Below are 24,017 nucleotides of genomic sequence, written 5' to 3' on the forward strand. Positions count from 1 at the left end.
CAGCCTTAATTAATGACTGCGGCAAAAAAAACTCTCGACCAATAAAATGATTGATACGATTCTTTCAAAAATTGATCAGGAAGATAACTTGGTCAAATCTACTTCTGATCGATATTCACCCTATCGTGTTTTTACTGCACAAGAATGGTCTCAGTTCCGTGCGGATACACCACTTACTTTGACCTTTGATGAAATTAAACGTTTACGCTCAATTGATGATCCAATTGATCTTGAAGAAGTACAACGTATTTATCTTTCCTTATCACGTCTTTTATCATGCCATGTTGAAGCAGTACAGGAGCTTTTTCACAAGCGTCAGCAATTTTTACATCAAGAAGGAACGAGGAAAACTCCTTTTATCATTGGGATTGCGGGCTCTGTAGCGGTAGGAAAGTCAACCACCGCTCGCATTCTTCAAGAACTTTTGAAACGTTGGGCATCCAGTCTTAAAGTTGATCTGATTACAACAGATGGTTTTCTTTATCCTAACGCTGTATTACAGCAAAAAAATCGTCTGAATCGTAAAGGATTTCCTGATTCTTATGACATCAAAAAATTGCTGTGCTTTCTTTCTGCTATAAAAGCAGGAATTGGTAACGTTAGTGCCCCACTTTATTCGCATATGACCTATGATGTTCTGGAAAATAAAACTATTACTATTGATCGTCCTGATATCTTAATTGTTGAAGGTATTAATGTGTTACAAGTCAGTGATCTTCCCAAAGATGGAAAAATCATTCCTTTCGTTTCCGATTTTTTTGATTTTTCCATCTATGTAGATGCTGAAACAGAAGTCATTCGTCGCTGGTACTTGGAACGCTTTAAACGTTTGCGTAAAACAGCTTTTCAAAATCCTGAATCCTACTTCCATCGTTATGCACACCTCAATGAAAAGGAAGCTTCAAAAATCGCTGAAGATCTTTGGCAAACGATTAATTTAAAAAATTTACAAGAGAATATATTGCCAACACGTCCACGCTCTAATCTCATATTACGCAAGGGAAAAAACCATTTGGTTGAATATGTTGCACTTCGACGACTATAAGGATTTCATAAATATGCATTTACATTACATCCATTTTAGCTCAAAACGTATTGATAATAGCTGTCCTATCTTCTTGGTAAATCAAAGAAACTTCGCTGATTTATCGCTTGATGCATCAACAATAGCATGGATGAAAGTTAATGATTTCACCGGAAAAGCGGGACAAATACTCTTCATTCCTCATGAAAATGGGCATTTAAAAAAAGTTTTCTTTGGACTTGGTAATGGTGATGAACCTTTTATCACAGGACTCCTCGCTAAAAAACTTCCTGCTGGCCATTGGCATTTAGAAGGAACAGCCTCCCATGAAATAAATAGCTATCTTGGATTGGCATTTGGAAGTTATCAATTCAACCTCTATCGCAAAAATTCTTCCTCCAAATCGTTATCGATTTATGTCAACGATACGATTGATCTCGATGAACTTCAGCGAATTTATAAAACTGTCTTTTTTGTCCGTGATCTCATCAATATTCCAGCCAATGACATGAATCCTGATACCCTTGAGAAAGAAGCACATCAACTGGGAGAAACCTATCGTGCTCATGTCCAAAGCATTTGTGGAGATGAGCTCTTAACACATAATTTTCCAATGATCCATGCCGTAGGGCGAGCCAGCAGTACTGCACCACGACTGATTGAACTGCTTTGGGGACAAGAAAATCACCCTAAAATAACGTTGGTTGGCAAAGGCGTAACCTTTGATACTGGGGGACTCGATATTAAATCAGCCAATAACATGTCACTCATGAAAAAAGATATGGGGGGTGGCGCACATGTCTTAGGATTGGCTAAACTGATTATGGATGCCAAACTACCCTTTCGTCTACGTGTTTTAATTCCAGCTGTTGAAAATGCAATTTCTGCCAATGCTTACCGACCAGGCGATATTCTCCAAAGTCGTAAGGGTTTAAATGTTGAAGTTGGCAATACAGACGCTGAAGGGCGGCTTATTCTTGCCGATGCGCTCGCCTATGGTGACGAAGAAAGCCCACAATTCATGCTTTGTATGGCTACTTTAACAGGAGCAGCGCGTATAGCATTAGGACCAGATCTACCCGCATTTTATTGTAATGATTCAACATGGGCACAACAAATTTCTCAATCTGCCCATTCTGTCTCCGATCCTGTTTGGCAAATGCCACTTTGGAAACCCTATCAGGAGATGTTATCATCACCAATCGCTGACCTTAACAATATAACTGGAAATAATTTTGCTGGCTCTATAGTCGCTGCTTTATTTCTTAACACGTTTGTTGAAAAAGCTGAGCATTTTGCGCATTTTGATCTTTATGGGTGGGTTCCAAAAGAAAAACCTGGCTACCCTATCGGTGGATCTGCACAAGTTATTCGAGCTCTTTATAATCTCTTTAAAAATCAAGTCTGACACAAAATATTCACAAAGATGTGCAATTCTGAAGTTTCAAGAGTGATTGTTTATTGCTTTAGATTGTGGTTTTGTGCTGAGGATACAAGAAATTGATTTGTAAAGATAATTTGGCGTTTTGCATATGGATGTGAGAGTTCCGAATACCGTAAGATTCTCTCATTTTAAATCCTTTTATTGTGAATCAAAAAAGCATTTTAGAAAGCATAAATCTGCCTCTTATGGACAGTTTCAATGCGAGAGCTGTAGCAATATTGGGAACTGGTTTGTTATTTCATCAACGTAAAGATGATGGTGCACAATGGGTAACAAGTTCTACAAATAGAATTTTCATGAGCCCATTTAAAGGTAAAAAAATGTTCCCTAAAGATTCGAGATTACATGCATTCAGAGAAGATCTAGCAGACAAACGTCTTGAAGGAGAAGTTACAGCTAAGCGCTTTGTGCAAGGTGAAAAAAGACGCGTTAATGTACCTGTTGCTGGACTGTTTAAAGAAAATAATAAAAAAAGTGAAATGCAAACAGAGTGCTTATTAGGGGAAGAACTTCTCATCTTTGAACAAGGAGAATCTATGTCGTGGGGACAATCTCTCAAAGATGGTTATGTTGGCTATATTGATACAAAAGCGCTTTGTACATCAACCGTAAAGCAAACACATATTGTTTCAGCACCACGTACTTTTCAATACTTCCAAGCTGACTTGCGTGGACCAGTGGAATATTCTTTATCCATAGGAAGTAAGGTAAGCGTTGTTAGTGAAGTTGAAACCCGTGGAACCAAGTATTCTATACTTGACAGTGGGAGCGCAGTCGTTAGCAATCATCTCAGTCCGATTGACCACGTTGCGTATAAAGATTATGTTACGGTTGCCGAAAATCTTGTCCACACACCTTACCTTTGGGGTGGAGCCAGTGGTTTTGGAATTGATTGCTCAGGACTGGTCCAGCTTTCTATGATGATGGCTGGTCACGTGGTTTTACGCGATACTGACATGCAACAAAAAACTATAGGAAATCCACTCTCAGAAAGTGATGAGCTTCAACGAGGTGATTTGGTTTTTTGGAAAGGTCATGTCGCTATTATGGTTGATCGTAAAAATATCATTCATGCAAATGGTTCTTCTATGGATGTTACGGTCGAGCCACTGGAAGAAGCAACTACACGTATTGCTCAAAAATGTCAGCGATATCCCATAGAAAGACGACGTCCAGCACTGGGAATATAGTACGTGGTTTTACATGAATATGACAATGTAGGCTATTGTTAGCTGTGTGCTTCGTATCGACTAAGAACACTTTTATAAGTTGAATTTATGTCAAATGGGATACATTACTCAGTCATTTTCTAAGCTTTAGTATTTCAGGAGTATTGTACTTTTTATACATAAACTTATTAGTTTTATGTGTTTTTTAAAGTGGTGGACGTGCGAATAGAGGTTAGAGAATAAGATTTTCCAATATACGCTCTACAGAGCGCGTCCTTTTTTACCAATTTTCTCTATTCTTTCTCTATGAATGTTTGGAATTTTACTAAGTTATCGTGTGAAAAATATTCAGCATTTGTGCAAAAATTTTTATCAATATTCACTGTTTTTTTGGATATTGTAAAAATTTGTCAACCAGCTTCCCGAATAGCTTTTTTAAAAACATTGTATTTTACATGTAATATATTGATATTAAAAATAAAATAGCATTATGCAACTCGAATTATATCTCTCGATATTAGCATTTTTCACTGTTCCACATATCCTCACTTTGAATCAAAAAATTATTTAATGGCAGTTTGATAAATAGGTTTTCGTATAATTGGAAAAGTAGTTGTAAGATAGAAAACTCATAAACTGTTGTAATATAAGAGTAAGTGTAAGATTTAAGGATAGAAAAATATCATGAAGTTAACCGATAATTTTACAAACATAAAAATAGCAACTCTCAGTGTATTTTGTATTATACATTCATAGATAATGCTAAGAGATGCGTTGAAAAAAGTAAAATTCTTCCAATAAATACGCGAATAAATAATATGTAGTAGCGTGAGACTATCTATGAATATCTAGATTACATCATAGAATACAAGAAAACACACACCATAAGGCACTACGTAAGCTTTATTATTAAAAAATATTACTGTGCATCATTTTGAAAACTATGACACTGAACAAAAAATGGATAGACTACGTAATAATTTATGGCTTTTGCTTTTTCCTTCCAAAACCAATATACTTATCACTTTCATTACTTGTTATTGAAAAGTTTTTTGATTTAGAAAAAGAGTATTTAAAGCAATGAAATAGTACAGTGTTAAGGGAAATAGTTTAACACGAAAAGATAATACATGATTGTAAATTAATGTATTGATTTTAATATACATAATAATAACCAATAAGCAGTTTGTTATGCAAAAAAATCCTCTTGAAGCATCCTCATCGTCAATGTTTTATGAAATACACACTACTTATCTGTACACAGTATTTTCTTCTCACAAATCCATTAAAGAAGGAGTTTTTTCAATGCTTGAACCAACGGCTTATCAGCATCAGGCATAGGATATTTATCAAGATCACCAATAAAAACCCACTTTAAACTTTGTCCTTCTCGCCCTTGCACAGTACCCTCATAATGGTAACAAAGATATAACGGCATTAAGAGATGAAATGCTTCATAACTATGACTGGCAAATGTTAAAGGTAATAAATTATTTGCCTGAACATGAATACCAAGCTCTTCCTCTAACTCACGAATCAAAGAAGCTTCTGGCGTTTCATCTTGCTCAACCTTTCCACCAGGAAACTCCCATAAACCAGCCAGTGATTTTCCCTGGGGACGTTCTGTAAGCAAAACACGATTGTCTTGATCCAATAACGCACATGCAACGACAAGAAGAAGTGAACTTTTCATACGCATACCGCTCTCCAACCAGGATAATAAAAAGAACTCTTCTTTCTATCATCCTCCTCCAAAACAGAAAAGTTCACGTACCCAAGCCTCTCTGAGAAAATATACAGATACCCAATGTCAAATTTATGGTGCATCAATTTAACTTCTATAATCACTGTTGATCATAACGTACTCCTTCGTTAAATCGCAAGACCAAACCGTTGCCTTACCAAGGCCTAAGCCGATATCAACACGAATTGTGATGTGTTTACCTTGCATATAAGTACCTATTGTCTCTTCACAATACTCAGGATCTCGTTCACCATTGACCGCCAAACGATGTTCACCAAACCAAATCGCCAAAAGATCACGGTCTACTTCAACACCTGCCTTGCCAACAGCCATAACCACCCGCCCCCAGTTAGCATCTTCACCCGCAATGGCCGTTTTTACAAGTGGTGAATTTGCAATTGACAAAGCAATAGTCTTAGCGGCATCGTCGGTCGTAGCGCCAATCACATTAACCTCAATTAAATGGCGAGCACCTTCACCGTCACAAACAACTTGTAATGCCAGCTCATGCAAAAGCGCACTCAATTGCTTTAAAAACACCTCATAACGCGGATCGGATTTACTCATGAGAGGCGGCAAATCTCCCTTTGCTTTGCCTGTCGCAAACATCATCAATGTATCTGATGTTGAAGTATCACTATCAACAGTGATCGAATTGAAAGACCCTTGGACTGCTTCTGGTAACATGGATTGAAGTATATCCGAAGAAATATCTGCATCACTCACCACAAAGGAGAGCATCGTCGCCATATCTGGTGCAATCATACCAGCACCTTTTGCAATCCCGTTAATGGTGACAGTCTCTCCTCCACAATCAAATCTGCGCGTAGCAAGTTTCGGAAATGTATCAGTTGTCATAATAGCTTTTGCAGCTTCCAACCAGTTTCCTTCTTTTGCTGTTGCCGCCATACTTGGTAAAAGATTTACAACGCAGGCAGCATCCATCGGCTCACCAATAACACCCGTAGAAGCTATAAAAATTTCATTTTCTCCAACCTTCAAAGCACTCGCTGCTGCACGTGCTATTGCATTTGTTGTTTGCTTTCCTTTGTACCCCGTAAAAGCATTTGCATTCCCAGAATTAACAATAACCCCCCGTGCAATTCCGTGAGGAAGTGATGCGCGGCAATGCTCCACAGGAGCAGAAGGGCATTTTGAGCGCGTAAAAACACCTGCCACACGCGCTGGCTCGTCGAATACGATGAAAAGAAGATCCGTACGTCCTTTATATTTAATCCCAGCTTCGGCCGTCGCTATCCGCACACCAGATAATAGCGGAAGCTCCTGTATGTTCTGAGGAGACAAAGGAGATATTTTTAAAGCCACAGTATATTTTCCATAAAAACAGAGGAAATTTCATGCAATAAAACAAAAATAATTGTGAACCAACGACTTCTCGCAAAAATGCTCGGCTTTTTGAACAAAACTAATCTATCAAATTGCACAGATAAAAAAATACTATTCCGTTTCTTCTTCATCAGATGTCTCATCCGGAAGTGGCGTTTCATTTTTATTAAGTGATTGCATAAGTTTTTTCACATTAGGATCAAGATATTTCACATCTACCTTGCCACGCAAATCAGCAATCAATTCTTGGTAGCGCTCTTTTATCAACTGTGTACGCAACATCTCTTTAACATCATCAAATGCAGGAGGTTGTTTTAAACGATGGTCTTCCACCTTAATCACATGCCAACCAAACGGACTTTCAATGGGGTTTTTTGTATATTCGCCAACTTTCAAACCAAATGCAGCATCTTCGAAAGGCTTGACCATTTGACCACGACTGAAATAACCAAGGTCGCCTCCCACAGCGGCTGAACCATCTGTTGAATTCTTTTTTGCAACCTCTTCAAAACTTTCTCCCTTATTTAAACGCTTAATGACAGCTTCTGCCTCTTTTCTCGTTTTGACCAAAATATGACGTGCTTTAATCTCCTCCTCTTTGGGTAAAGCAGCAACTTTCTTATTGTAAAATGTTTCCAAATCAGTGTCTGAAATCTGATCAACGACCATCTGTTTAAAATAAAGCTGCTGAAGAACATTGTCACGCATAACTGCCATACGTCTATTGTAAGCTTCACTCTTATCAAGCCCCTTGCTTATTGCTGCTTTAGCAAGTACTTGCATATCCACGTAAGCTTGTAAGACGGTTATACGGCGTTGTTCATCAGAAAAATGCGCTAAATTAGGATTTATTTCGAGCGCTAACTCATTCAATTGCCCTACTGTAACATTCTTCCCATCAATCACTGCTATAACATGAGAGGGATCATCTGTTTTTTCAGAAGTTTTCTCCAAAGTCTTTAAATCATTCGACGCCGACTTACCACTTTCTTGGGCCATGGCCCCCAAACTCGTGCTCGCCAATAAAGTTGATGTCAAAAACAGTGTGATAAAGTTGAATTTCATAAATATACTCCTTTATAATAAAGACATGCCCAAGATCGCAATTTGCTTTATCATAACATTTTAAACTTTAAACATAGAGAAATAAACTGATAATTTCGTTTAAAAAACACAAACTTTTCCTTGCATCTTAGTTTGTCGCACCCCACTTCATGATGCTGAAAAAAAATGATAATGAGAAAAAATGTCATATTACACTCTAAATTACTCTGTAATATGCCAACTAAACAGCATTACTAAAGTTGACATAGTGCGCTTATCCCCTTATCTCTACCTTACAATTGAAGTGAAAAATTGCACACCGATAAGTATAATGATACCATCTGCGTTTGGTTATTAAATACTTTAAGGGATGTGGAATATGGGGATAGCATATGAAGTACCCGACAATAGTGACAACAAATAAAAGAAAGGGCCAAGAATGGTCGGTTTAGGTGTTTTTGCACGTAAATTTTTTGGTTCAGCTCATGAACGGCGCCTCAAGGCTCTTCGCCAAAAAGTCGTAAAAATTAATGCTTTGGAAGAACAGTTCCAAAAATTAAACGATACACAACTCTGCCAAAAAACCGATGAGTTTCGTAAACGTCTGACGGAAGGTGAAACCGTTGATTTGCTCCTACCAGAAGCTTTTGCAACTGTCCGTGAAGCAGCAAAACGTGTTTATGATATGCGTCCTTTTGATGTACAGCTCATTGGTGGAATGGTGCTTCATGATTGTGGCATTGCGGAAATGCGCACTGGTGAAGGTAAAACATTAATGGCAACTTTGCCAATTTATCTCAATGCATTGGAAGGAAAAGGCGTTCATGTCGTTACGGTAAATGATTATCTTGCCAAGCGTGATGCTGAAACAATGGGAGAAATCTTCGGGTTTCTAGGACTGACAACAGGGGTGATTCTGCATGATCTTGATAGTGATGCTCGCCGAGCAGCCTATGCATGTGACATCACTTATGCAACAAATAATGAATTGGGTTTTGACTATTTGCGCGATAATATGGCTTTTGATTGTAGTCAAATGGTCCAGCGTGGACATCATTATGCAATTGTCGATGAAGTGGATTCGATCCTTATTGACGAAGCACGTACCCCCCTTATTATTTCTGGTCCTCTAGAAGATCGTACCGATTTTTACAACCTTATTGATACATTTATTCCTGCCTTAACTCCAGAAGATTACGAAATAGACGAAAAACAAAAAACAACGACCTTCACTGAAGTTGGTACGGAAAAAATTGAGAAAATGCTTGAACAGGCAGGGCATCTTAAAGGTGAAAGTCTCTATGATATAGAAAATGTTGCTATCGTCCATCATATCAATAACGCCCTAAAAGCCCATAAGCTGTTTGTCCGTGATAAGGATTATATTGTTCGCAATGGTGAAATCGTTATTATTGATGAATTTACAGGTCGTATGATGCCAGGACGGCGTTATTCTGAAGGACTTCATCAAGCATTAGAAGCCAAAGAACATGTTGCTATTCAACCAGAAAGTCAGACATTAGCTTCTATCACTTTCCAAAATTATTTCCGTATGTATAGAAAATTGTCTGGTATGACTGGTACTGCCGCAACAGAAGCAGAAGAATTCAGTAATATTTATGGTCTTAATGTTTTCGAAGTCCCAACAAATTTACCAGTACAGCGTCGTGATGAAGATGATGAAATCTATCGAACAGCAGAAGAAAAATATCGTGCTATCGTGCGTGATATTCGTCAAGCGCACGAAAGAGAACAACCTATTCTTGTGGGAACAACTTCTATTGAAAAATCGGAACAATTAGCAGAACGTTTACGAAAAGAGGGTATTACTGACTTTAGAGTTCTAAATGCCCGCTATCATGAGCAAGAAGCGTATATTATTGCGCAAGCAGGGGTTCCTGGTGCATTAACCATCGCAACAAACATGGCTGGTCGCGGTACGGATATACAGCTTGGTGGTAATGTCGAAATGCGCATTCGACAAGAATTACAGGATATGCCTGAGGGGCTAGAGCGAACTGCTAAAATTGAAGAAATTAAAAAAGATGTCAAGACACTCAAAGAGAAAGCATTAGCTGCTGGTGGTCTTTACGTCATCGCCACAGAACGTCATGAAAGTCGTCGTATTGATAACCAACTGCGTGGCCGCTCTGGCCGACAAGGTGATCCTGGTCGCTCAAAATTCTTTCTCTCCCTTCAAGACGATCTCATGCGTATCTTCGGCTCTAACCGTATGGACAGCATGCTGCAAAAGCTCGGATTGAAGGAAGATGAAGCTATTATCCATCCATGGATTAATAAAGCCCTCGAAAAAGCGCAAAAGAAAGTTGAAGGACGAAATTTCGAAATTCGTAAAAATTTATTAAAATACGATGATGTGATGAATGATCAACGTAAAGTTATTTTTGAGCAACGTATGGAGGTCCTAAACGCAGACGATCTCAGTGAAATGATCCTTGAAATGCGTAACGAAGTGGTTGAAGATCTTGTAGAAAACTACATCCCAGCTGGAACATATTCTGAAAAATGGAATGTGAAAGCTCTCCAAGAGGAACTTCAGCAACTCTTCAATCTTGAACTTCCAATAGAAGAATGGGCTAAAGAAGAGGGAATTGCTGAAGAACAGATCTTAGAATGCGTATCAGATGCTGTCACTAAACTCGAAAACGAACGTACTGAACGCTACTCTCCAGAAGTTATGGCTTATTTCCACAAAGCTATATTACTTGAAACCATTGACACGCTATGGCGTGAACATTTGGTAAGTTTAGACCATTTACGTTCTGTTGTTGGTTTTCGTGGTTATGCGCAACGGGATCCACTCAATGAATACAAGACAGAATCATTTGAACTCTTTCAGACCATGCTCATAAATCTACGCAGAAACGTTATTTCTAAGCTTATGCGTTTCGAGATTATTCAGCAACCCACAGAACCACTCCTTGGGCAAACAAATGCTGATGACTCTGTCTTAAACAATAAAGGTGAAGAAAATGCTCCCAGCTTGTGGGCACAAACACAAGAAAATAAGCTTGTTAATCCAAAAGATCGTGATCCAAATGATGTAACCACATGGGGAAAAGTTGGACGTAATGAGCGTTGCCCTTGCGGTTCAGAAAAAAAATACAAACACTGTCATGGAGCCTTTGTCTAAAAAGCAAATAGTTCAGATGAATAAAAAACGAAATTATGAACAAGAATTACGTACTGCGGGTTTGAGAATTACGCGCCAAAGACGTATTATTCTTGATATTTTGACCGATACAAACGATCATCCAAACGCGTTTGAAATTTTTCAGCGCGCCAACAAAGTAGATTCTAGCATTTCGTTGTCAACTGTTTACCGAACCATGAAAACATTAGAAGGAAATGGGACGATTCATCGCCATACTTTTAGTGGTGGACCGTCTCGTTTTGAACAGGCAGATGGGCAACACCATGACCATCTCATTGATGTAGACACTGGAAAGGTCATTGAATTTCAATCGGATATCATTGAAAAAATGCAGGAAGAAATTGCTAAATCTCTTGGTTATGATATCATTCACCACCGTCTTGAACTTTATGGAAAAAAACGCAATTCTTAAATTAATGATTTCGTACATATAATCAAAAAGCTCTTCATGAAAACCAGACTTTATCACCTTAATAACTTGTAGTTTTCATTGGCAAGAAAGCTTTTCTGCTTTATTACCCCTTTTTATAGGATGCTATAAAGCAATCAATCATTAAGTATTATTAACAAATTAGGCCAACATTGTCATGGTTTCTTTGCCACAAGATCGTATGAGACAGCTTGAAAAGCGCTTTGAAATAATTGAAAGCCAAATGGCTGAAAATCCCAATGCTGAAACATATGTAAAATTAGCTTCTGAATATGCCGAATTAGAGTCAATTGTTGCACCCATAAAAATATTAAATGCTCTCTATAAAGAAAAAGTAGAGCTTAAAACCATGATCAGTGATACGCAAATAGATATGGAAATGCGTAATCTCGCCCAAGAAGAATTACCACTCTTATGTCAAAAAATTGAACAACTCGAGCAAGAGCTTCAAATTCTTCTTTTGCCCAAAGATGTTGCTGATGAAAAAAATGCCATTATTGAAATTCGAGCAGGTACAGGCGGATCAGAAGCAGCGCTTTTTGCTGGTGATCTTTTCCGCATGTATGAACGTTATGCTCATACGCATAAATGGAAAGTCGAAATTGTCTCTCTTAGTGAGGGTGACGTTGGCGGATATAAAGAAATTATTGCCACTATTTCAGGAAAAGGTGTATTTTCTAAACTGAAGTTTGAATCAGGTGTCCATCGTGTGCAACGCATCCCTGATACAGAGACAAATGGGCGTATCCATACATCCGCTGCTACCGTTGCAGTTCTTCCAGAGGCGGAAGAAATTGATATTGAAATTCGACCAGAAGATATTCGCATCGATACAATGCGCGCATCAGGTGCAGGAGGACAGCATGTCAATACAACAGATTCAGCTGTTCGTATCACGCATATTCCAACAGGAATTATGGTTGTGCAAGCAGAAAAATCACAGCATCAAAACCGAGCACGTGCGCTCCAAATTTTGCGTGCGCGCTTATTCGACATCGAAAGACAAAAAGCAGAAAGCGAACGCTCCGCATCCCGTAAAAACCAAGTGGGCTCTGGTGATCGTTCAGAGCGTATTCGTACCTATAATTTCCCGCAAGGACGTGTTACTGACCATCGTATTAATCTCACATTGTATAAACTCGACCGAATCCTAGAAGGAGATCTCAATGAGATTATACATGCACTCATATCCGATCATCAGACAGCACTCCTTACTGAAATGGCTGATAATGGATGAATGATTACTATTCTCTCAACAATATCATTCACAAAACACAAGAACAATTGCGCACCCAAGGGATTTCTCAAGCCAACCTTGATGCAAGGATACTCGTTGAATGGATAACAGGTACAAATGCATCTGACAGAATTTGCCAACCAGATATGTGCCTTTCTTCTGAGCAAATTATACAATTAGAAAAAGCTGTACAACGACGTATTGCTGGTGAACCCGTCCACCGTATTATCGGAACTCGGGAATTTTATGGCATATCTTTTATATTATCTGAAGATACCTTAGAACCACGTCCTGATACAGAAACGTTGGTAGATCTTGTTTTGCCACTCCTCACGAAACATGTAGAAAACGCGAGAAAAACAACATTTCTTGATATGGGAACAGGAAGTGGCGCCATTGCCATTACAATTCTTAAACAAATTCCCCAATCCTACGCGGTCGCTGTCGATATTTCTGAAGATGCCCTCAACACAGCCACAAAAAATGCAAAAAATGCGGGGGTTATACAACGCTTCACACCTCTTCTTAGCGATTGGTTTAATTCCGTCACAGATCGGTTTGATCTCATTATTTCCAACCCCCCTTATATTCCAGAAACAGATATTCAAAACCTTGCAAAAGAAGTGCGTTTACATGATCCATTGCGCGCTCTTATCGGTGGAAAAGATGGTCTTGATTTCTATAGAAAACTTGCCCATGAAGCAAAAAATTACTTAAAAGCAAAAGGTTCTATCGCTGTCGAAATCGGCTATTCTCAAGAAAAAGAAGTCCGCAACTTGTTTGAAAAAAATGGCTTTCAGTGTTTAGAAATGCGCAGAGATTTGAATGGTATACCGCGTGCACTTCTGTTTGCATGCAATCATTAAAATTCCCAATCATCATCCGTGGTAGCAACCGCCTTGCCAATAACATAGGAAGAACCCGATCCTGAAAAGAAGTCATGATTTTCATCAGAGCTCGGTGACAAAGCTGCCAAAATAGCGGGATTAACACGACAAACCTCGGATGGGAAAAGAGCTTCAAACCCCAAATTCATGAGAGCTTTGTTGGCATTATAATGAAGAAAAACTTTAACATCTTCTGTCAATCCAATAGCATCATAGAGATCCTCAGTATATTTGCATTCAATATTATAAAGGTCAAAAAGCAAGTTAAAAGCAAAATCTTTAATTTCCTGCTTTTTGACTTCATCAAGTTTCGCAAATCCTAATTGGAATTTATAGCCGATATAATAACCATGTACAGCTTCATCACGAATAATAAGCCGAATGAGATCCGCTGTATTGCTCAATTTGGCGCGGCTAGCCCAATACATAGGTAAATAAAAACCAGAATAAAACAAAAAACTCTCAAGTAAAGTCGAAGCAATTTTCTTCTTTAGTGGATCATTGGCTTCATAACGCTCAAGTACTAATCTGGCCTTTTTTTGTAAGTGAACATTTTCTTCTGACCATCTAAACGCATCATCGACTTCTACCGTCGAACACAAAGTTGAAAAAATAGAAGAATAAGACCGTGCATGAACCGCTTCCATGAACGCAATATTCGTCAATACGGCCTCCTCATGCTCTGTTATTGCATCAGCCATAAGCGAAATGGCTCCTACGGTATTCTGAATCGTATCTAGGAGAGTTAATCCCGTAAAAACACGAATCGTTAGCTGACGTTCTTCTTCCGTCAAACTTGCCCATGAAGGAATATCATTGGAAAGCGGAACCTTCTCAGGCAACCAAAAATTGCCAGTCAAGCGATTCCAAACTTCAAGATCTTTCTCATCATGCAATCTATTCCAATTGACAGCGGAAACAACAGGATTTTTGGTTGTAATCTTTGTCATATGATTATCTCCTATAGACTACATGAAACACAGCCATCCACTTCTGTTCCATTCAACGCTACTTGTCGCAATCGTATATAATAAATACTTTTTATACCCTTTTTCCAAGCATAAATTTGCGCGCGGTTAATATCACGCGTGGTGGCCGTATCCGGAAAAAACAAGGTTAACGAAAGTCCTTGATCAACATGCTGTGTGGCTGCGGCATAGGTATCAATAATTTTTTCAGGACCAATCTCATAGGCATCCTGATAGAAATGCAAATTCGTATTATCCATATAAGGAGCGGGATAATAAACGCGTCCAATTTTTCCTTCTTTGCGAATCTCAATCTTTGAAGCAATCGGATGAATAGAAGATGTCGCATTATTAATATAGGAAATAGACCCCGTGGGTGGCACTGCTTGAAGATTGCGATTATAAAGCCCGTACTCAATAACTAGTTTCTTGAGTTCTTGCCAATCCTTTTGGTCCGGTATAACGATATTATTACGTGCAAAAAGTTCTTGTACAAGCGCAAATTGCGGTTTCCATTCTTTCTCAATATATTTTGCAAAAAAACTGCCATCTGCGTAAGTAGATTTTTCAAATCCTGCAAACACTTTTTGACGTTCACGTGCGATCAAATTGGAAGCACGTATTGCGTGATACGTCACGGTATAAAAATAGATATTGGTGAAATCAATCGCTTCTGGAGACCCATAATAGATCTGTTCACGTGCTAAAAAACCATGCAAATTCATTTGTCCCAAACCAATCGCATGACTTTCGGCATTGCCCTTTGCAATGGAAGGCACACAAGCAATATCGCTCATATCAGAAACAGCAGTCAAAGCACGAACAGCCACTTCCACCGTCCGCTCAAAATCATCACTTTCCATTGCTTTTGCAATATTCATTGAACCAAGGTTACAAGATATATCACTTCCAACAGTACGATAAGTTAAATCGGTTTCTAATTCACTCGCCTCACTCACTTGCAAAATTTCTGAACATAAGTTGCTCATACTTATACGCCCAGCTATCGGATTGGCTCGATTAGCGGTATCTTCAAACAAAATATAGGGGTAACCTGATTCAAACTGAATTTCCGCTAATGTCTGGAAAAAAACGCGTGCACTTATTTTCTTTTTACGAATCTTTGCATTATCAACAAAAGAGCGATAATGCTCCGTCAAAGAAATATCGCTAAAAGGTTTTCCTGTGACGTGCTCAATATCATAAGGTGAGAACAGATACATATCTTCATTATTACGTGCAAGTTCAAAAGTAATATCAGGAATAACCACACCAAGCGAAAGCGTTTTGATTCTAACCTTTTCATCAGCATTCTCGCGCTTTGTATCCAAAAACTTCATAATATCTAAATGATGTGCATGCAAATAAACAGCACCAGCACCTTGCCGCGCACCCAGTTGATTAGCATAAGAAAAAGAATCTTCTAAGAGTTTCATCACAGGTAATACACCTGAAGACTGGTTTTCTATTTTCTTGATCGGTGCTCCAGCTTCGCGTAAATTCGTCAAACAAAGTGCTACACCTCCCCCACGTTTTGAAAGTTGTAAAGCTGAATTGATCGAACGACCTATCGATTCCATATTGTCTTCAACCCGCAACAAAAAGCACGATACTAATTCGCCACGTTGTTTTTTTCCCGCATTCAAAAATGTCGGCGTTGCAGGTTGAAACCGTCCTGTAATAATTTCATCTACGAGATTCTCAGCAAGAGACTTCTTTCCTTGTGCTAAATATAAAGCCACAAGGCAAATACGATCCTCATAACGCTCAAGATAGCGCTTCCCATCAAAAGTCTTCAGTGTATAGCTGGTATAATACTTAAATGCACCCAAAAAAGTAGGAAAGCGAAACTTAAATGCGTAAGCGCGCTTAAAAAGCCTCTTGATAAAAGAAAAGTCATAAAGCTCAAACAAAGCCTTTTCATAGTAACCTTCCTCTATCAAATAGTCTATTTTTTCTTTAAGATTATGAAAAAAAACCGTGTTTTGATTAACATGCTGGAGAAAATACTGCCGTGCCGCAAGCCGATCCATATCAAATTGGATATGACCATTTTCATCATAAAGATTAAGCATTGCATTCAGCGCATGATAATCCGTGATCTGATCCGATTTCTGCGATTGTTCTATACCAACTGTTTCCAAAATCTTTCCAATCCCTTCTTTACACAAATAACGTCTTCATCAGTTCCACGTAGCTCAAAACGATAAAGGCAAGGCACAAAACACTTTTCAGCAATCACCTTGCTCGCTAAATTATAATAGCGACCGAAATTACGATTCCCACCACCAATGACACCACGAATTAATTTGCGATTCTCACTTTCATTGAGAAAATGAATAACTGCTTTCGGCACAGCCATTCTTCCTTCACCATCTGCGTACGTAGGAACGACCAATACATAAGGCTCATCAACTAACACAGATGGCTTTTTTTTATCAATTTTGAAGAGTCGTTGACCCAGCTGAGAAACAAAATGTTCCGTATTACCCGTCGCGCTCGAATAATAAACAATAAGTCCCATTAAGCACAAAGACCACTAATCATATCTGGTCTAAAACCAGACCAATGATTTTCACCACAAACGACTACGGGAACCTGACGATACCCCAAGGATTGAACAAAACTGTATGCCTGTTCATCACGGGAAATATCAATGACACGATAATGAATACCCTTAGCATCAAAGGCGCGACGGGTAGCGTCACATTGGACGCAAGATGGTTTGCTATAAATAGTGATCGGCATTTTCTTCAACTTTCACAATTCCAAAAAAATCAACCCTAAAAGAGTTAATTCTGACAATTTTATAGATACTCAAGAATAACAAAAAAACAGCAATCGTACGCAAACACGGATGGCTATACTCTCATTCAAATAATATATAGCTTTCTGAATGTAACAGAAATCCTCATAAAATAATTCTAGAATTATAACGAGAATAAACGATTATCCTACAATCTAAGTTGTACCCCCTCGTTATAAAACAATCTTCTGCTTGCACTACAATTCCCTCCTGCTGCCTAAAAAACTAACGACCCCTAAAACACTTCCAGCAGCCGCTCCTCAATACTTTAACGCTTTTTACCCTTTTATAACAAAAATCAACACAAAAAAACGAAAGGAAACCCCTTCTCAAGAGATCTCAGCAGAAATACTGCTCTCCTCTTACTGAATAAAATTCTTGCTATCAAATTATGGAAATAACTTAGACACCAAACGAAACACACTATACCCTCACTTGTGCTTATTTAGAATCATCAATCATTTTGATACTATATATAGTATACACGCTCTCTCTTTCGTCAAGGAAAATTCAACCATTATTTTGAATTTTCCACGATCTTCCTACCAAAGTACCTAATTCCCAAAACATGTAATAATATAACATTTTATTGACAAATGTAATTATATAACATAACTATCTGAAGCAAAATAATTAAAGATGGTATAGATCATGGGGCTGCATTTCGATAGCGTAACATTAGGCTACTTGAATAGGATAGCAATAAACAGCTTTTCAGCAAAGCTGAGAGCGGGCTCTTTGGTTGCAATAACAGGTGACAATGGTTCTGGAAAATCCACATTGCTTAAAGCTATTGCTGGTTTCATTAAACCTATGAGTGGTAAAATTACAAAACCGAAGAAAAATCGTATTTCTTATCTTCCTCAACAATGCGACATTGACCGAACATTTCCTATTAATGTAGAAACTCTCATAAAAACAGGGCTATGGTCTTTCTGTGGATTGTGGAAAAGCCAGCGCCCGTATCAGTATAAGATTCAAAATGCACTTGAAATGGTTGGGCTTACAGAACTCGCCACCCGATCCCTTGACACGCTATCAGGTGGTCAATTACAGCGCGCGCTTTTTGCACGTATCATTGTACAAGATGCCAATATTATCTTACTCGATGAACCTTTTAATGGTGTGGATGATAATACCCAAAAAGATCTTCTTGCTTTGATCGCTCATTGGCGACAACAGGGCCGAACAATTCTTACGGCACTCCATAATCCCCTCATTGTGCAAAAACATTTTCCTCAAATGATTCAAATTAAGAAAAAAAACGCCTTTTATGGGGAAACAACACAGTTTTTCAACGATAGTACTTATCATGTTATGCCACCTCTCATATCTAACTCTTTTCGTATCAGCTCGCTAAAACAATGTCTTCCCATTTATGATTCTAGCACTATTGGATCGTAAGACGTGTACGCATTTTTCCTTGCCCCCTTCGTTGATTTCCATTTTATGCAAAGCGCCTTAATCGGTTCGATTCTTTTGTCCATCAGTGCTTGTCCCATTGGCGTATTTTTGATGCTCCGCGGAATGAGTCTTACAGGAGATGCTATATCCCACGCCATTCTTCCCGGTGTTGCGGCTGCGTTTCTTTTTTGTGGCTTTTCCCTCATCTCTATGACACTTGGTGGTATCTTAGCAGGTCTTATTGTTGCGGTAGCAACTGCCTTGACTTCACGAAATAGCGTTCAGAAAGAAGATGCATCAATGACAGTTTTTTATCTTATTGCGCTAGCGGCAGGCATCATTATTGTTTCACTCAAAGATTCGAAAATTGATCTCCTTCATCTCTTATTTGGCTCAGTACTTGCAATTGATACACAAGCTCTCTGGCTGATAACCACTATAATGCTGATCACATTGTGTAGTCTCTGTATTTTCTGGCGCGCACTCGTGGTAGAAAGCTTTGATCCCCTCTTTTTTAAATCACTCTCTCCCTTAAGCAAATATGTTCATATATCATTGCTCGGACTTGTCGTGCTGAATCTGGTTGGCGGTTTCCAGTCATTGGGAACATTGCTCTCTGTCGGCATTATGATGATTCCAGCCATTACAGCCCGTTTTTGGCTTTCGCGTCTTGGCCCTATTTGTATACTTTCCACCTTTTTAGGAATCATTGCGAGCACATGTGGACTCTTGCTTTCTTTTCATCTTTCACTTCCCTCCGGTCCAGCTATCATTATTGTCGCAGGAGTTATTTATCTTCTTTCCTGCTTAGTAAGTCCACGCGGTTTTATTGCGGCACGGTTTCCACACCTTTTTCAGATTTTCCCTTTATCTTAAGGATAACAACATGCCTAAATTTGTTCAAAAATTTGTTTTGCTTGGGACTTTCTTGTTGCTTGCCTATTCCCCACTTTTTGCTTCTGCACATAATAAGATCAGAGTCGTCGCGAGCTTTTCTATCCTTGCAGATTTAATAAAAAACGTAGGAGGCGACCATATTTCTATGACCACTTTTGTCGGTCCCAATGCTAATACGCACATTTATGAACCCACCCCCCATGATGCCAAAACTCTTAAAAATGCTCATATTATTTTCATCAACGGACTTCATTTAGAAGGTTTTATAGATAGACTCATTAAAGCAAGCGGCACAAAAGCACTGCTTGTTGAAGTTAGTACCAACATTGCTCCTCTCGAAATTAAAAATAATGACCATAGTACCCAACATCTCCACCATAGCAGTATTGATCCACATGCTTGGCAAACTATCCCTAATGTCGTGATTTATGTCAAAAATATCGCCACTGCTTTATGTGAAATCGATCAACAATCCTGTGCAAACTACAGAAAAAATGCCAACACCTATATCCAAAAACTTAATGAAATGCAGACAATAATCACAAAACAGATTTCTACTATCCCAAACGATAAGCGTATTATTATTACATCTCATGATGCATTTGGCTATTTTGCTCAGGAATATGGCTTCACCATACTTGCACCCCAAGGTGCCTCAACAGAAGCTGAAGCTACCGCAGCCGACGTCGCAAAACTTATCAAACAAATTAAAACAAATAAAGCAGCCGCATTGTTTATTGAAAATATCTCTAATCCTCGTCTCATAGAACAAATTTCAAAAGAAACGGGTTTAAAAATTGGCGGAACACTATACTCTGATGCATTGTCAGATGAAAACGGTCCCGCTGCAACTTATCTCGATATGATGGAACATAATGTTAAGGCTATCATCGACGCGATAACAAAGCACTAAAATACATCATTATAATAAAGACATTCTCCTGCAAACAGTAAATCCGAATACTGTACTGTCCCAGTCAAATAATATTTACTGTTTGTATCCTTGAGTTTCTCCTCTGCTTCCCTCATTTTCCGCCTCTTAGTTCTCTATCAGATGTCTACAGTGACTGCATAAACACACGATAGCACTCATAAAAGAAAAACTGGATAGATCTAAACAAATTCGTTTGACCTTTTGGTGGTTCCTGTTTAAATGAGCCAATGTGTTTCTGTAATAAAATTGTCATGGCATGTTCATGTGTAATACCATAAATCTAAGGAAAATCTAAATTCCATCACTTCAGAAAGGGTGAACCATGAGTCGTTTTTATCTTTCTATAGCAGCATTTTCGATTGCTATCAGCATGACAACATCAGGTTTTGCGCAAACGAAAATTAGCTTTTGGCACTCTATGAGCGGCGAGCTAGGAAAACAAACTGAAAGTCTTATTAACGACTTTAATGCCAGTCAATCTAAGTACAAAGTTGTTCCTTCATTTCGTGGTGAATATGAAGAAGGCATGATTTCACTCATTTCAGCATTTCGCGGAAAACAACAACCGGTCCTCGCCCAAATCTATGAAATTGGCACTGGAACCATGATGGCTGCAAAAGGTGCAGTTTATCCAATTTATCAACTTATGGCTGACACAAAAGAAGAATTCGATACTACAAATTATTTACCTGCTATCAGTGGTTATTACTCCGATGTTCAGGGACGAATGTTGTCTATGCCATTCAATGCTTCAACACCGATCCTTTATTATAATAAAGATATCTTTAAAAAAGCAGGACTTGATCCAGAACAACCACCAAAAACATGGCAAGATGTTGAAAATTTCTCCAAAAAAATTCTTGAAACTAAAGCAGCAAGCTGTGGTTTTACAATGGCTTACACATCTCAGTGGATTGGTATGGAAAATTTTTCAGCTTTGCACAATATTCCTTTTGGGACGAAAGAAAATGGGTTTGGCGGTCTTGATTCAGAGCTTACCTTTAATGGGCCTTTACAAGTGCGTATGTGGACCGACCTTAAAAAATGGTCTGATCAAGGTATTTTCCGCTATGGTGGACCTGCCGGCGCATTAGATGCAACCCCAATGTTTATGACACAAAATTGTGCAATCTTTATGCAATCTTCAGGATCACATGCTGGTATCGTTTCCGAAGCTCAATTTAATGTTGGATTTGGGATGTTACCATACTATGATGATGTAGAAGGCGCACCACAAAATTCAATTATTGGTGGCGCTTCTATATGGGCTTTAAAAGGTCATACTCCTGAAGAATACGCAGGTGCTGCTGCTTTCCTTAAGTTTCTCTCGAGAGCCGATAATCAAGCTAAATGGCACCAGATGACAGGTTACCTTCCAACTACACAAGCTGCTTATGAACTGAGCAAAGAGCAACATTACTACGATAAAAACGTCGGTACGGATATTGCTATTAAACAGATCACTCTCAACCCACCAACTGTTAATTCAAAGGGTATAAGATTTGGTAATATGCCGCAAATTCGTTCTATTCTTGATCAAGAACTAGAAGCTGTTCTTAGCGGCTCAAAAACACCGAAAAATGGATTAGATGAAGCCATTAAACGTGGTAATAAACTTTTACGTGAATTTGAGAAAGCTAATCATTAAGATTTTGTTATGGTCATTAAACAGTAAAAACTCAACCAAGCAGTTGAGTTTTTTAGATTTTTTTTGTTCACCCTTCTAAAGACTCTCTATATTTTAAAGAGCCCCTACGAATGCAAGAAAAACATGCATATTTCAAAAATAGTCTACTTTCTTACTGGCTGCTTTTTCCTCAGCTCATTGTGACTTTTTTGTTTTTCTTTTGGCCTGCTTCCCAAGCAATAAAATCATCTTTCGAGCGTGAAGATCCTTTTGGCTTTACGACAACCTTCATCGGTTTTGAAAATTATGTGACTATTCTTTCTGATCCTACTTATATCCAATCACTGTTCACGACTGCGATATTTTCCATCTCTGTCACTGTTGTTGCAATGGCGATATCGCTTCTTTTAGCTGCCTGTGTTGATCGTGTTATCCGTGCAAAAAAGGCCTACACAACGCTCTTGCTCTGGCCCTATGCTGTTGCTCCAGTATTGGCAGGTATATTATGGTTGTTTATCTTTCATCCAACCATTGGAACCATCCCTTTTCTTCTTAGGGAAATAGGTATTATATGGAATTATCGTATCAATGGCACTCAAGCAATGATCCTTATTGTGATTGCAGCCAGTTGGAAACAAATCTCCTACAATTTTCTTTTTTTTCTTGCAGGTCTTCAATCCGTTCCACGTTCTCAAATAGAGGCAGCAGCTATTGATGGTGCTGGTCCTTTTAAACGGTTTTGGACTGTGGTTTTTCCGCAAATCTCACCAACTACCTTTTTTCTTCTTATCGTCAATATCCAATATGTTATGTTTGATACGTTTGGTATTATTGACAACATAACCTCTGGAGGTCCTGCACGTGCAACAAACACTCTCGTCTATAAAGTGTATGATGATGGTTTTAAAAACCAAATGATTGGTGCATCATCAGCACAATCAACGATATTAATGTTGATGGTTATTGTCCTAACGTTTATCCAGTTCCGCTGGCTTGAGCGTCGTGTACAATATTAGGAAGCAAATCATGGTTGAAAATCGCCCTATTTTGAAATTTTTAACCCATACCATCCTTATTGTCGGTATTATCATTATTTGCTTTCCGGTTTATGTTGCTATCATTGCATCAACTCATAGTTCAGCGGCGTTTAATTCCGGAACACTTCCTCTTTTACCGGGAAAGCATGCTCTGGAAAACTATAAAACGATCTTTGGTGATGGCCTTATGCAGCTCGGACTACCTAACCTCTGGCCACTTTTAGTGAATTCGCTCATTATGGCACTTGGTATTAGTATTGGAAAAATTATTATTTCGCTCTTATCGGCTTATGCAATTGTTTATATGCGCTTCCCTTTCCGAAAAACTGCTTTTGCCCTCATCTTTGTCACTCTGATGCTGCCTGTCGAAGTTCGTATTATCCCAACATATGCAGTGGTCGCACAGTTGGGCATGATAAACACTTATGGCGGGATGATTATTCCACTCATTGCATCCGCAACGGCTACATTTTTATTTCGCCAGTTTTTTTTAACTGTTCCTGATGAACTTTTAGAAGCTGCTCGTGTTGATGGTGCAGGACCATTTAAATTTTTTAAAGATATTCTTCTCCCTCTCAGCAAAAGTAATATTGCCGCTTTATTTATCATTATGTTTATTTATGGATGGATACAATATCTCTGGCCTCTTATAGTTACCACTGATCAAAATCATCAAACTGTTCTTATTATTCTAAAGCAGCTTGTCGTAGAATCACTCCAACATGATCCTCAATGGAATATACTCATGGCAGTCTCGGTCATGGCTATGGTCCCGCCTGTTCTTGTCGTTATTTGCATGCAGCGGCTTTTTATCAAAGGTCTTATTGAAACGGAGAAATGATT

20 protein-coding genes are annotated in these 24,017 nt (G+C 38.6%); 13 read left to right on the forward strand and 7 right to left on the reverse strand.

Annotated features, from left to right (window positions below; genetic code table 11):
• Positions 1 to 46: 46 nt before the first annotated feature.
• From coaA to ABD915_RS03045, 3 genes are all read left to right on the forward strand, one after another.
• Positions 47 to 1,045, forward strand: coding sequence for a type I pantothenate kinase (coaA, locus tag ABD915_RS03035; RefSeq protein ID WP_345114982.1), 999 nt, complete (start codon positions 47 to 49; stop codon positions 1,043 to 1,045).
• 13 nt (positions 1,046 to 1,058) lie between these two features.
• Complete coding sequence (locus ABD915_RS03040) at positions 1,059 to 2,432, forward strand: leucyl aminopeptidase family protein (RefSeq protein WP_345114985.1); 1,374 nt, start codon at positions 1,059 to 1,061, stop codon at positions 2,430 to 2,432.
• A 356-nt stretch (positions 2,433 to 2,788) separates the two neighbouring features.
• Positions 2,789 to 3,658, forward strand: coding sequence for a C40 family peptidase (locus ABD915_RS03045; RefSeq protein ID WP_345115116.1), 870 nt, complete (start codon positions 2,789 to 2,791; stop codon positions 3,656 to 3,658).
• 1,264 nt (positions 3,659 to 4,922) lie between these two features.
• On the opposite strand, the gene mutT is transcribed toward ABD915_RS03045, so the two are convergent.
• The 3 genes from mutT to ABD915_RS03060 all read right to left on the reverse strand — a co-directional run bounded on the left by mutT (position 4,923) and on the right by ABD915_RS03060 (position 7,793).
• Positions 4,923 to 5,336, reverse strand: a complete 414-nt coding sequence (mutT, locus tag ABD915_RS03050; protein WP_345114988.1) for an 8-oxo-dGTP diphosphatase MutT — start codon at positions 5,334 to 5,336, stop codon at positions 4,923 to 4,925.
• A 132-nt stretch (positions 5,337 to 5,468) separates the two neighbouring features.
• Entirely contained in the window at positions 5,469 to 6,707 is a 1,239-nt protein-coding gene (argJ, locus tag ABD915_RS03055; protein WP_345114991.1) for a bifunctional glutamate N-acetyltransferase/amino-acid acetyltransferase ArgJ, read from the reverse strand.
• A gap of 132 nt (positions 6,708 to 6,839) precedes the next feature.
• A complete protein-coding gene (locus tag ABD915_RS03060) occupies positions 6,840 to 7,793 on the reverse strand; it encodes a peptidylprolyl isomerase (protein ID WP_345114994.1) in 954 nt (317 codons plus the stop codon).
• Between the two features lie 418 nt (positions 7,794 to 8,211).
• Between ABD915_RS03060 and secA the strand changes: the two genes are divergently transcribed.
• The 4 genes from secA (at position 8,212) to prmC (ending at position 13,480) form a co-directional block, all read left to right on the forward strand.
• Positions 8,212 to 10,926 carry a preprotein translocase subunit SecA gene (gene secA, locus ABD915_RS03065; protein ID WP_345114997.1) on the forward strand — a complete coding sequence of 905 codons (2,715 nt, stop codon included), beginning with the start codon at positions 8,212 to 8,214 and terminating at the stop codon, positions 10,924 to 10,926.
• The gene (locus ABD915_RS03070) at positions 10,865 to 11,359 is read left to right on the forward strand and encodes a Fur family transcriptional regulator (protein ID WP_345115119.1); all 495 of its coding nucleotides are present in this window, start codon (positions 10,865 to 10,867) and stop codon (positions 11,357 to 11,359) included. Before secA ends, ABD915_RS03070 begins: the two co-directional genes overlap by 62 nt.
• Before the next feature lie 175 nt (positions 11,360 to 11,534).
• The gene (gene prfA / locus ABD915_RS03075) at positions 11,535 to 12,614 is read left to right on the forward strand and encodes a peptide chain release factor 1 (RefSeq protein ID WP_345115000.1); all 1,080 of its coding nucleotides are present in this window, start codon (positions 11,535 to 11,537) and stop codon (positions 12,612 to 12,614) included.
• Positions 12,611 to 13,480, forward strand: coding sequence for a peptide chain release factor N(5)-glutamine methyltransferase (gene prmC, locus ABD915_RS03080; protein WP_345115003.1), 870 nt, complete (start codon positions 12,611 to 12,613; stop codon positions 13,478 to 13,480). Before prfA ends, prmC begins: the two co-directional genes overlap by 4 nt.
• Here the strand turns inward: prmC and nrdF are convergent.
• Genes nrdF through nrdH form a run of 4 tightly spaced genes read right to left on the reverse strand, consistent with a single transcriptional unit; the run spans position 13,477 to position 17,217 of the window.
• A complete protein-coding gene (gene nrdF / locus ABD915_RS03085; protein WP_345115007.1) occupies positions 13,477 to 14,451 on the reverse strand; it encodes a class 1b ribonucleoside-diphosphate reductase subunit beta in 975 nt (324 codons plus the stop codon). The two genes, prmC and nrdF, sit on opposite strands and share 4 nt — an antisense overlap.
• A gap of 11 nt (positions 14,452 to 14,462) precedes the next feature.
• A complete protein-coding gene (gene nrdE, locus ABD915_RS03090; protein ID WP_345115010.1) occupies positions 14,463 to 16,613 on the reverse strand; it encodes a class 1b ribonucleoside-diphosphate reductase subunit alpha in 2,151 nt (716 codons plus the stop codon).
• Entirely contained in the window at positions 16,595 to 16,993 is a 399-nt protein-coding gene (gene nrdI / locus ABD915_RS03095) for a class Ib ribonucleoside-diphosphate reductase assembly flavoprotein NrdI (RefSeq protein WP_345115013.1), read from the reverse strand. The genes nrdE and nrdI overlap by 19 nt, the downstream gene beginning before the upstream one ends.
• Positions 16,993 to 17,217: a glutaredoxin-like protein NrdH gene (gene nrdH, locus ABD915_RS03100; protein WP_345115121.1), complete on the reverse strand. Its 225-nt coding sequence runs from the start codon at positions 17,215 to 17,217 to the stop codon at positions 16,993 to 16,995. Before nrdH ends, nrdI begins: the two co-directional genes overlap by 1 nt.
• 709 nt (positions 17,218 to 17,926) lie before the next feature.
• Between nrdH and ABD915_RS03105 the strand changes: the two genes are divergently transcribed.
• The 6 genes from ABD915_RS03105 to ugpE all read left to right on the forward strand — a co-directional run bounded on the left by ABD915_RS03105 (position 17,927) and on the right by ugpE (position 24,015).
• Entirely contained in the window at positions 17,927 to 18,679 is a 753-nt protein-coding gene (locus tag ABD915_RS03105) for an ABC transporter ATP-binding protein (RefSeq protein ID WP_345115016.1), read from the forward strand.
• 3 nt (positions 18,680 to 18,682) lie between these two features.
• The gene (locus tag ABD915_RS03110; RefSeq protein ID WP_345115019.1) at positions 18,683 to 19,555 is read left to right on the forward strand and encodes a metal ABC transporter permease; all 873 of its coding nucleotides are present in this window, start codon (positions 18,683 to 18,685) and stop codon (positions 19,553 to 19,555) included.
• A 10-nt stretch (positions 19,556 to 19,565) separates the two neighbouring features.
• On the forward strand, positions 19,566 to 20,489 hold the full coding sequence (locus ABD915_RS03115) for a metal ABC transporter solute-binding protein, Zn/Mn family (RefSeq protein WP_345115022.1): 924 nt from the start codon (positions 19,566 to 19,568) through the stop codon (positions 20,487 to 20,489).
• Between the two features lie 343 nt (positions 20,490 to 20,832).
• Positions 20,833 to 22,158: a sn-glycerol-3-phosphate ABC transporter substrate-binding protein UgpB gene (gene ugpB / locus ABD915_RS03120; protein ID WP_345115025.1), complete on the forward strand. Its 1,326-nt coding sequence runs from the start codon at positions 20,833 to 20,835 to the stop codon at positions 22,156 to 22,158.
• Between the two features lie 110 nt (positions 22,159 to 22,268).
• Positions 22,269 to 23,153: a sn-glycerol-3-phosphate ABC transporter permease UgpA gene (gene ugpA / locus ABD915_RS03125; RefSeq protein ID WP_345115027.1), complete on the forward strand. Its 885-nt coding sequence runs from the start codon at positions 22,269 to 22,271 to the stop codon at positions 23,151 to 23,153.
• A 10-nt stretch (positions 23,154 to 23,163) separates the two neighbouring features.
• Positions 23,164 to 24,015, forward strand: a complete 852-nt coding sequence (gene ugpE / locus ABD915_RS03130) for a sn-glycerol-3-phosphate ABC transporter permease UgpE (RefSeq protein ID WP_345115030.1) — start codon at positions 23,164 to 23,166, stop codon at positions 24,013 to 24,015.
• The last annotated feature ends 2 nt before the right edge of the window (positions 24,016 to 24,017 follow it).

The sequence above is a fragment of the Bartonella jaculi genome, assembly GCF_039543045.1.
In the GTDB taxonomy this organism is placed as follows: domain Bacteria; phylum Pseudomonadota; class Alphaproteobacteria; order Rhizobiales; family Rhizobiaceae; genus Bartonella; species Bartonella jaculi.